Source organism: Actinoplanes sp. NPDC051633 (genome assembly GCF_040681735.1).
Taxonomy (GTDB): domain Bacteria; phylum Actinomycetota; class Actinomycetes; order Mycobacteriales; family Micromonosporaceae; genus Actinoplanes.
Map to the genome: position 1 here is coordinate 1 of NZ_JBFAZH010000165.1, position 9,892 is coordinate 9,892.

Below are 9,892 nucleotides of genomic sequence, written 5' to 3' on the forward strand. Positions count from 1 at the left end.
CCGGCATATGCCGGCCGCGGGCCGTTTCAGCTCTGGGAGCCGGCCGTCAGGCCGGGCCGCCCGGTGCGCCGTGGCAGCGCTTGTACTTCTTGCCCGAGCCGCAGTAGCACGGCGCGTTGCGCGACGGGCCGCTCGACTCCGCCTGCGCCGGGTTGTTGCGCGGGCGCCGCGCCGCCGCGGCCGCCGTGTGCGCCGGGCCCGCCGGGATCGGGCTGCCACCGGCGCCGATGCCCAGGGCCGGCGCCGCCGGCTGCTGCTGGATCACCGGTGCGCCGCCGCCCGCCTCACCGTCGATCGCCGGGGCCGTGTACTGCAGGTTCTGCGGGCGGCGGTCGCCGCCCAGACCCTTCGCCCGGACCTCGACCTGGTGCTCGGTCTCCGGCGCCGCCGTCGCCGAACCGGGCAGCGGCACCGCCTTCGTCGGGTCGACCGTGATCGTGGGCTGCTCCTCGACCTGCACCTCGAGGTTGAAGAGGAAGCCGACCGCTTCCTCCTTGATGCCCTCCATCATCTGGTTGAACATGTCGAAGCCCTCGCGCTGGTACTCCACCACGGGGTCGCGCTGCGCGTAGGCCCGCAGGCTGATGCCCTCCTGCAGGTAGTCCATCTCGTACAGGTGCTCGCGCCACTTCCGGTCGATCACCGCGAGCAGCACCTGCCGCTCCAGCTCTCGCACCGCCTCGGCGCCGAGCTCCTCCTCGCGCGTCCGGTACGCCGCCTGCGCGTCGTCCTTCAGCTGCTGGATCAGGAACTCCTGGTCGACCGTGCTGCGCTCGCCGCCGCTCTCCTCCACGATGTCGTCGATCGTGATGGTGACCGGGTAGAGCCGCTTGAGGTTGGTCCAGAGCTGATCGAGATCCCAGTCCTCGGCGTAGCCCTCGGCCGTGGCCGCGCGAACGTACTCCTCGACCACGTCGTCGATCATGTGGCTGGCCTGCTCGTGCATGTCCTCGCCGTTGAGGACGCGCCTGCGCTCGGCGTAGATCACCTGGCGCTGCTTGTTCAGCACCTCGTCGTACTTGAGGACGTTCTTGCGGATCTCGGCGTTCTGACCCTCGATCTGGGTCTGCGCGCTGCGGATCTGGCGGGTCACCATCTTGGACTCGATGGGGACGTCCTCCGGGATGTTGAAGCGGTCCATGACCGCCTCGACGGCGCCGGCCCGGAACCGCTTCATCAGGTCGTCCTGCAGGGAGAGGTAGAACCGGGACTCGCCCGGGTCACCCTGCCGGCCGGAGCGGCCGCGAAGCTGGTTGTCGATGCGGCGGGAGTCGTGGCGCTCGGTGCCCAGGACGTAGAGGCCACCGGCGGCGATGACGTCGGCCTGCTCGGCGTCGCAGGCCTCCTTCCACACCGGGAGGACCTCTTCGAGGGCCTTCACATACTCCTCCGGCGACTCCACCGGGTCGAGGCCGCGCTGCGCCAGCTCTGACGACGCGAGGAACTCGGGGTTGCCGCCGAGCAGGATGTCGGTGCCACGACCGGCCATGTTGGTGGCGACCGTGACGCCGCCCTTGCGGCCCGCCTGGGCGATGATCGTCGCCTCCTGCGCGTGGAACTTCGCGTTCAGCACGCTGTGCGGGATGCCGCGGCGGCGCAGCAGGGTGGAGAGGATCTCCGAGTTCTCCACGCTCACCGTGCCGACCAGGACCGGCTGGCCGGTGGCGTGCCGCTCGGCGATGTCCTCGATGACGGCGTTGAACTTCGCCTTCTCGGTCTTGTAGATGACGTCGGGGTGGTCGATGCGGATCATCGGCCGGTGCGTCGGGATGGAGACGACGCCGACGTTGTAGACCTTGTTGAACTCGCCGGCCTCGGTCTGGGCCGTACCCGTCATGCCGCCGAGCTTGTCGTACAGCCGGAAGTAGTTCTGCAGGGTGATGGTCGCCAGGGTCTGGTTCTCCTGCTTGACCTCCACCCCCTCCTTCGCCTCGATGGCCTGGTGCATGCCCTCGTTGTAGCGGCGGCCGTGCAGGATGCGACCGGTGAACTCGTCGACGATCAGGACCTCGCCGCTCTCGTTGACGATGTAGTCCTTGTCGCGCTTGTAGAGCTCCTTGGCCTTGATCGCGTTGTTGAGGTAACCGACCAGCGGCGTGTTGACCGACTCGTACAGGTTGTCGATGCCGAGCCGGTCCTCGACCCGGGCGACGCCGCGCTCGGTGACCGCGACCGTCCGCTTGGCCTCGTCGACCTCGTAGTCGCCCTCGCCGTCCTTGCCCTTCTGGAGCCGGCTCACGATGGCGGCGAACTCGCCGTACCACCGCTGCGAGTGCTCGGCGGGACCGGAGATGATCAGCGGGGTACGCGCCTCGTCGATCAGGATCGAGTCGACCTCGTCCACGATGGCGAAGTGGTGGCCGCGCTGCACCAGCTCGGCCGCCGACCACGCCATGTTGTCGCGCAGGTAGTCGAAGCCGAACTCGTTGTTGGTGCCGTAGGTGATGTCGCACTGGTACGCCGCGCGGTGCTCGGCGGCGGGCCGGTTGGGCAGGATCACGCCCACCGTGAGGCCGAGGAAGACGTGCACCCGGCCGACCCACTCGGCGTCGCGCTGTGCCAGGTAGTCGTTGACCGTGATGATGTGCACGCCCTTGCCGCTCAACGCGTTGAGGTACGCCGGGAACACGCCGGTCAGGGTCTTGCCCTCACCGGTCTTCATCTCCGGGATGTTGCCGAAGTGCAGCGCGGCGCCGCCCATGAGCTGGACGTCGAACGCCCGCTGACCCAGCACCCGCCGGGCACCCTCGCGTGCGGTGGCGAACGCCTCCGGCAGCAGTGAGTCGAGCGACTCGCCGTCGGCGTACCGCTCCTTGTACTGCTGCGTGAGATCCCGCAGCTCGTCGTCGGTCAGATCAACGTAGTCATCCTCGATCGAGTTGACCGCGTCAGCGATCGCCTTGAGCTTGCGCACCATGCGGCCTTCGCCGGCGCGCAGGACCTTTTCCAATATCGACACGGGTCAGCGCTCCCCTAAACAGTCTGCCGAACCATCGTAGGCGTCCGGTCGGGCAAGGCGTGAGCCGAGCCTCCGGTTAACCGTACAAACGACCCGAAACGACCCTGTGGGTTCGCTGATAGCTGAGCCGGGAGCGACTTGGGAACCGAATGGTCGTCGCGCGCGTCGCGGAGCACGGTGGCCGCATGCAGCGGGATCGCGACCGTGGGTAGGCGTCCGCCGCGCACCGCACGATCACCCGTTGGGGGTTCGACGAACTCGGCCCGGCGCGCGTTCAATGGCGCCGGAAGCAGGTTCACCATGGAAGGCTCAGCCTTCGGCCGGCGAACGAGAGCCGGACGGGGCCGATGCTGGGGATGGAGCTTGTGTGATCAGCACCGAGGCGTTGCTCGCGATGGCCGGACGCGCCGGTGATCGGCGCGTGGAGGTGCTGCTCCGCGGCGACGACGCGGCCGGCCAGCGGGCGGCGATGGAGGCCGGCTTCCAGCGCGAGGGCATCCGGCGCGGCGCCCTGGACGGCGCGGACGCCGTGCCTTTCGCGCGGCTGCCCGGCGACCCGCCCGGCCCCGTGCCGCGGCTGCTGCCGGATCTGCCGGGCGGCGAGCTGACCGACGGCGTGGTGACGCTGCGGCCGCTCGGCCCGGCCGACATCGACTTCTACGCCGAGCTGCACACCGACCAGGACGTCATCGACACCAGCGTGCCGCCGGAGCCGAAATCCGCGGAGGAGGTCCGGCTCCGGTGCACGTGGGCGGAGTCGTACTGGCTCGCCGGCACCCGCGCCGACATGGTGGTGTTCGACACGGCGACGGGCGCGCCGACCGGCATCATCGGCCTGTTCTACCAGGAACCGCCGACCGGCCAGGCGATGGTCGGGTACAGCCAGCACCCGGCCTGGCGCGGTCGCGGATACATGACCAGGGCCGTGCAGTTGCTGTCCCTGTGGGTTTACGCCGAGACCGGCATCGCTCGCCTGATCGCCGGCACCAACCCCACCAACACGGGCTCGCAACGAGTGCTCGAGAAGGCCGGCTTCCACCAGGAGGCGTACCTGAGGTCACGCCTCCCGGGGCCGGCGAACACGCGAACCGACGATGTTCAGTACGTCCTCCTGCCGGAGGACGTACTGAATGCGATCAGCCCGTGTGCTCCAGGCTGAGGATGCCGTAGTCGTAGCCGCGGCGCCGATAGACGACGCTGGGCCGGCCGCTGTCCTTGTCCAGGAACAGGTAGAAGTCGTGACCGACGAGCTCCATCTGGAAGAGGGCGTCGTCGACGGTCATCGGGTCCGCGGGGTGCTCCTTCTCGCGGACGATGCGCCACGGCTGGGTCTCGTCGTGTTCGGCGAGGGCTGCCGCCAGGGCCGGTTCCGGCTCACTCGATGGCGGTGTGAAGTCCGGCAGGTCGGTCGGCAGGCCCGCGGTGGCGGCGGCGACCGAGACGGGTGCGTGCCGCCCGCGGTGGACGCGGCGCCGGTCGGCGGCGCGGCGCAATCGACCGTCCAGCTTGTTGTTCGCGGCGTCCAGGGCTGAGTAGACGTCTTTGGCGCAGGCCTCGGCGCGTACCACCGGCCCTCTCGTCATGACCGTGATCTCGACGCGCTGGCACTTCTCGGATTGCCGCGGGTTGCGTTCGTGGAAGAGCTCCACGTCGGCCCGGATCAGCTTCTGGTCGTAGCGTTCGACCTTGCTCAGCTTGTTGGCGACATGTTCCCGATAATGATCAGGAACCTCTACGTTGCGGCCCTTGACGACAATGTCCACTCGTGACCTCCCCCAACGTGATGTTGCAACAGACGCGAAACTCGGGCCCTCCTAGGGCGTCGACGTCTCCCTTCCGATGGCGGTGGGAATAGTGGCGGATACCCTCGTCATCAAGACGCTAACGTGCGGATGCTCGCTAGTCACCCCTCGTTCGGGGAACCATCCCGATGGCGAAAGGACCGGCGGGCAGCGCGTCCGGTGCGCTCCGGTCCGGCCCTGCGCAGGCGCGTCGCGGCCAGCACCGCAGCCGCCGTCACCTGCATGTTCGCCTCCTTCAGCCGGCCCGTCACCGCAGCCAACGTGGCGCCGGTGGTGACGATGTCATCCACCACCACCAGAGTGCTCCTCATCCTCGCCGCGCGCCGCAGAACACGGATCCGCGACCGCCGGATTCGCAGGGAACTCTCAGCGGCGATCCGCCGCCCGTCGGCGTCCAGTGACGCGGAGTCGGGCCGGGGCGCCACCCGGAGCACCGGCCCGACCGCAGCCTCCCAGCCCGCCGCCCGCAGTCGCCGCACCGCGTGTGTGGCCAGCCGGGCCATGTGGTCGCCGTAGCGTTCCCGTCGCGCCTTCGCGGTCGATGGCACGGGCACCACGAGCAACGGCGTCCGCGGCGGTGCGACCTCGGCTATCGCACTGGCCAACAACGCCCCCAGCGGCCGCGCAAGACCATGACGACCCTTCTCCTTGTACGCGAGAAGCACGCCCCGCAACGCACCGGCATACTCCCCGGTGGCCAGGCAGCGCGGCATCCCGGGCGGCGGTGGCGTCGGCGTCGTGAGATGGGCCCGCAACCCTTCCAGCTCCGCCACACAGGCCGCGCAGACGCCGTGACGCATCGGCACCCGCTCCGCGCCGCACCCGGCGCAGGCGCCCGGCAGCACCAGATCAGCGATCTCCGACCACACCGGCGCCGGTTCTCCTCAGGACAGGAAGAACGGCGCGCGGGGGTGCACCCGAGCCGGCGGGTTCGTGACCGGCACGGCCAGGTCGCCCACCCCGATCGCCCGCCGGTCCTCCTCGTCGTACGCGATACCGTTCTGCTCGTAGGCCATCGCGCCCGTGCTCTCCGCGGCGCTCCGGATCGGGCTGTCCGGCAACGACGCCATGTAGGTCACCGGGTACTGCCCCAGGTCGTCCTGCCGCGCAGTCTGAAGGACCCCGTCCACCGATACCTCGTAGGTGGCGACCCGGTTGTCGGTCCGGCGGCCGGCCACCACCAGGGCACTCTCACTGCTCCACTCGACCGCGGTCAGCGACTGCACATCGGTGGTGCGGATGATGTGCGGCGACATGAGCTGCACGCCGTCCTCGCTGCGGCTCAGCGCGGCGATGTAGAGGTTTCCACCGGCGATGACGGCGGCCCGGTGCGCGTCCGGTGCCACGGCCACTGCGGTCACACCGGCCGGTCGTGTGCCCTGCCACTGCACCTCGGTGGCCGGGCGGCCGTCCGGGGTGAAGCTGTAGAGCCGTCCCGCCGCTGTGATCAGCCCGGTCGTTCCGTTGTCGGCGCCCTCCGCCGACTTGGCCCAGACCGGCCGGCCGATCGGCGCCGGCAGGCGGACCCCGCTCAACGTGGCGAACTCGCCGGCAGCGGCCGTACCGACCCGCAGCGACTGAACCCCGTTCGAGTTCTCGACGACCAGCGCCGCGAAACCTCGCGCACCGGAGACCGCCATCGCCGCCATCCGGACGTTCTTGTTGTCCTGCGGCCGCACCAGCGGCACCGGGCTCCCGGAGTCGTACGAGTTGCTCAGCCGCCGGATCTGCCCGTCGTAGACCACGAACCGCTCGGGCTGGCCGGCCGGCCGGTACGCCGGGTTGGCGACGTAGTAACCGGTGCCGCTGTATTTCTCGTCCCAGGAGTGCTCGATGATCAGCTGGAGGGTCACCGGCACCTGGGGCCGCAGCGACCAGCGCAGTTGTTTCTGCAGCCGGTCGAGGCCGACCGCCGGGTCCTCCGGCGGGACCGCCTGCCCGCTGAGCTGGATCTGCAGCGTGTCATTGCTGATCGCGGGCACGTTGCCGATCAGCTTGGTGCCCTCGGGCAGCGCCTCGGCGACGCCGGTCAGCCAGGGCGCCGGCCCGCTGGTCAGCCAGTCGAGGATCTGGGTGGGCACCTGCTCGGACGGCACGTCCCTCTCCAGGTACCGCACGTCGGGGATGAGGCCGGACTTGTCCTGGTCCCAGAAGTAGATCGTGCGGGGCTCGTAATAGGCCCGGAGCGCCTCGTCGGTGAGCAGCAGAACCGGTGGCGCCTTGAGGATGAAGAGCCCGCTCGGCTGCGTCAGGGAGCCGACCTCGAACTTCAGCTCGGTGACCCTCGGGTCCGAGGACGGCTCGAGAATCCCTTTCTGTCGCAGGTTCCCCACCTCACGCACCTTGACGGTGACCGTGGCGATGCTCGGATTGACCAGCGGGTCCTCGGCGAGCCGGACGACCCGCACCAGGTCCGTCGCCGGCTTGAACTTGGCCGCCGCCTCGGGGGCCATGAACTCCTTGACCCGGCCGACCGCGCCCTCGAAGTCGCCGGCGGCCGCGGCCAGGTAATTTCGCACGAACTCGCTGGTGATGTTGGTGTCCTCACGCTTTTTCTGCGGAGAGGTCTCGTCGGCCCCCGCGGTGATGCCGCCGGACGGACCGGGACGCAGCGTGCGGACGTCGGTGTCGTCGGGAATCCCGCACCCGCCGGCCAGCAGGGTCAGCAGAAGGGCGGCGACGGCCACGGCGCGCTTCACAGGGCCACCTCTTTCGGCTCGGTCCGCAGCCCGGTCACGGGTGTTGGTGCGGCGGCAGAGGGCCGGTCGCGAGGGATCAACGGCAGCGGGGCGGCCACCAGGCGGTCGCCGGCCCGGACCGGCAGGGTCAGCCGGAACTGCGCGCCCTCGCCCGGCGCGCCCCAGGCCTCGAGCCAGCCGCCGTGCAGCCGCGCGTCCTCGACGCTGATCGACAGGCCCAGGCCGGTGCCGCCGGTCTGCCGCGCGCGGGACGGGTCCGCGCGCCAGAACCGGTTGAACACGAGGCGCTCCTCGCCCGGCTTGAGGCCGATGCCGTGGTCGCGCACGGTGATGGCCACCGCGGCGTCATCGGTCGCCATGGTGACCTCGACCGGCCGGCCCTCGCCGTGCTCGACGGCATTGCCGACCAGGTTGCGCAGCACCCGCTCGACCCGCCGGGGGTCGACCTCGGCGATCACGGGCGCCTCGGGCAGGCGCAGCTCGATGGTCACGCCGACCCGCTCGGCCAGCCCCGCCAGCCGGTCGGCGACGCGTTCGACGATCGGGGTCAGATCGGTGTGCTCGGAGTCGAGCGCGGCGAAGCCGGCGTCGAATCGGCTGATCTCGAGCAGGTCGGTGAGCAGGCTCTCGAAGCGATCGAGCTCGGCCTGCAGCAGCTCGGCGCTGCGGGCCACCGCCGGGTCGAAGTCGTCGCGCTCGGCGAAGATCAGGTCGGCCGCCATGCGCACGGTGGTCAGCGGCGTGCGGAGCTCGTGCGAGACGTCGGAGGTGAACCGGCGCTGGAGGCGGGACATCTCCTCGAGGCGGACGATCTGCCGCTGCAGGTTGGCCGCCATCTGATTGAAGGACGCGGCGAGCAGGGCCAGGTCGTCCTCGCCGCCCACCTTCATCCGCTGGTCGAGCAGGCCCGCCGACAGCCGCTGGGCGGTGCGGGCGGCGGCCCGGACCGGGCTGACCACCATGCGGGTGACCAGCGCCGCGACCACGCCGAGCAGGATCACCAGCGCGAAGCCGGTGGCCAGCACGGTCGCCCGGATCTGGTTCGCGGCACGGTCCTCGGTGGTGAGGGGCACCGCGTAGTAGAGCTCGAGGTGACCGAACTTGGTCGGCACGGGTGTCCCGTACACCAGATATTTGGTCGTCACGCCGTCGATCTCCGCCGTGCGGATCTGCTGCGCCTCCAAGGTCTGGCGACCCACCTTGTCGACCATCTGATCGGTGATCAGCTGCGACGTGTCGGCCGGGATCGAGGTGACCGGGCGGATCGCCGGGAACCGCTCGGACCGGATGGCCACGATGGCGCCGCTGCCGGTGGTGTCGCCGTCGGAGAGCAGAGTGATCGTGCTGCCCAGCGAGAGCGCCAGCTTGGGCTCGGCCGGCGAGCGGTGGATGCTCAGCTGCGACTGCGCCCGCGCCGCCTTGTTGCGCCCCTGGGCGAAGACGTCGTCCTGGGCCCGGTCGAGCAGGATGTCGGCGCTGCGGAAGGCCACGAACCACCCGAACGCGGCGACCAGCACGCTGGAGGCGACCAGGGTGATCGCCACGACCCGCAGCTGCAGCGACCGCCGCCAGGCACGCCGGGCCGGCGCGGTGACCACCCGGCCGCGGCGCAGGAACGCACGCCAATAACGCCGCACGACCCGGAGGGGCCGGCGGACGGACATGGGCAACCAGGCCGGAGCGCGCATCGTGGTGAAGATTAGCGCTCGGCGCCGACAATCAGCGCGAGCCTGTGGACAACCCTCAGCCTGTACCCGCCTTGTAGCCCACCCCGCGCACGGTGAGGATGATCTCCGGCCGTTCCGGATCGGGCTCGATCTTGGCGCGCAGTCGCTGGACGTGCACGTTCACCAGCCGGGTGTCGGCCGCGTGGCGATAGCCCCAGACCTGCTCCAGCAGCACCTCGCGGGTGAACACCTGGCGCGGCTTGCGGGCCAGCGCGACCAGCAGGTCGAACTCGAGCGGGGTCAGCTTGACCTCTTCGCTGTCGCGCGACACGGTGTGCGCCGGCACGTCGATGGTGATCTGGTTGCCGGGCGGCCCGATGGTCAGCATCTCGGGCGCCGCGTCCTCGCCGCGCCGCAGCCGGGCCCGCATGCGGGCGACCAGTTCCTTGGGTTTGAACGGCTTGACCACGTAGTCGTCCGCGCCGGACTCCAGGCCCAGCACCACGTCGACGGTGTCGCTCTTGGCGGTCAGCATGACGATCGGAATGCCCGACTCGGTGCGGATCGCCCGGGCTACGTCGATGCCGCTCAGGCCCGGCAGCATCAGGTCGAGCAGGACGATGTCCGGCCTGCTCTCGCGGAACGCGGCGGGCGGGGGCACGCCGGCGGCCCCGAAAGACGGCCGGACTACCTCGCTGGGCAGGGCGATGCCGAGCCTCTCCGCGTGCGCGGGATCGGCATCGACAACGAGTAACCGGGGTGTCA

The 9,892-nt window shown here is 70.3% G+C and carries 7 protein-coding genes; 1 reads left to right on the top strand and 6 read right to left on the bottom strand.

Translation table 11 applies throughout. From position 1 onward, the window contains the following. Positions 1-46 precede the first annotated feature (46 nt). Positions 47-2,959 (bottom strand): preprotein translocase subunit SecA, encoded by a 2,913-nt coding sequence (gene secA / locus AB0M20_RS12450; protein ID WP_364297370.1) that lies wholly within the window; start codon positions 2,957-2,959, stop codon positions 47-49. A gap of 367 nt (positions 2,960-3,326) precedes the next feature. On the opposite strand from secA, the gene AB0M20_RS12455 reads away from it, so the two are divergent. Beyond that, on the top strand, positions 3,327-4,118 hold the full coding sequence (locus AB0M20_RS12455) for a GNAT family N-acetyltransferase (RefSeq protein WP_364297372.1): 792 nt from the start codon (positions 3,327-3,329) through the stop codon (positions 4,116-4,118). Here the strand turns inward: AB0M20_RS12455 and raiA are convergent. From raiA to mtrA, 5 genes are all read right to left on the bottom strand, one after another. Beyond that, positions 4,096-4,722: a ribosome-associated translation inhibitor RaiA gene (gene raiA / locus AB0M20_RS12460; protein WP_364297374.1), complete on the bottom strand. Its 627-nt coding sequence runs from the start codon at positions 4,720-4,722 to the stop codon at positions 4,096-4,098. The two genes, AB0M20_RS12455 and raiA, sit on opposite strands and share 23 nt — an antisense overlap. A gap of 140 nt (positions 4,723-4,862) precedes the next feature. Continuing rightward, a complete protein-coding gene (locus tag AB0M20_RS12465) occupies positions 4,863-5,630 on the bottom strand; it encodes a phosphoribosyltransferase family protein (RefSeq protein WP_364297376.1) in 768 nt (255 codons plus the stop codon). Between the two features lie 15 nt (positions 5,631-5,645). Next, positions 5,646-7,460 (bottom strand): LpqB family beta-propeller domain-containing protein, encoded by a 1,815-nt coding sequence (locus AB0M20_RS12470; protein WP_364297378.1) that lies wholly within the window; start codon positions 7,458-7,460, stop codon positions 5,646-5,648. Continuing rightward, complete coding sequence (gene mtrB / locus AB0M20_RS12475; RefSeq protein WP_364297380.1) at positions 7,457-9,148, bottom strand: MtrAB system histidine kinase MtrB; 1,692 nt, start codon at positions 9,146-9,148, stop codon at positions 7,457-7,459. Before mtrB ends, AB0M20_RS12470 begins: the two co-directional genes overlap by 4 nt. Before the next feature lie 55 nt (positions 9,149-9,203). Continuing rightward, on the bottom strand, positions 9,204-9,892 hold a 689-nt coding region (gene mtrA, locus AB0M20_RS12480; RefSeq protein WP_364297382.1), incomplete at its 5' end, for an MtrAB system response regulator MtrA.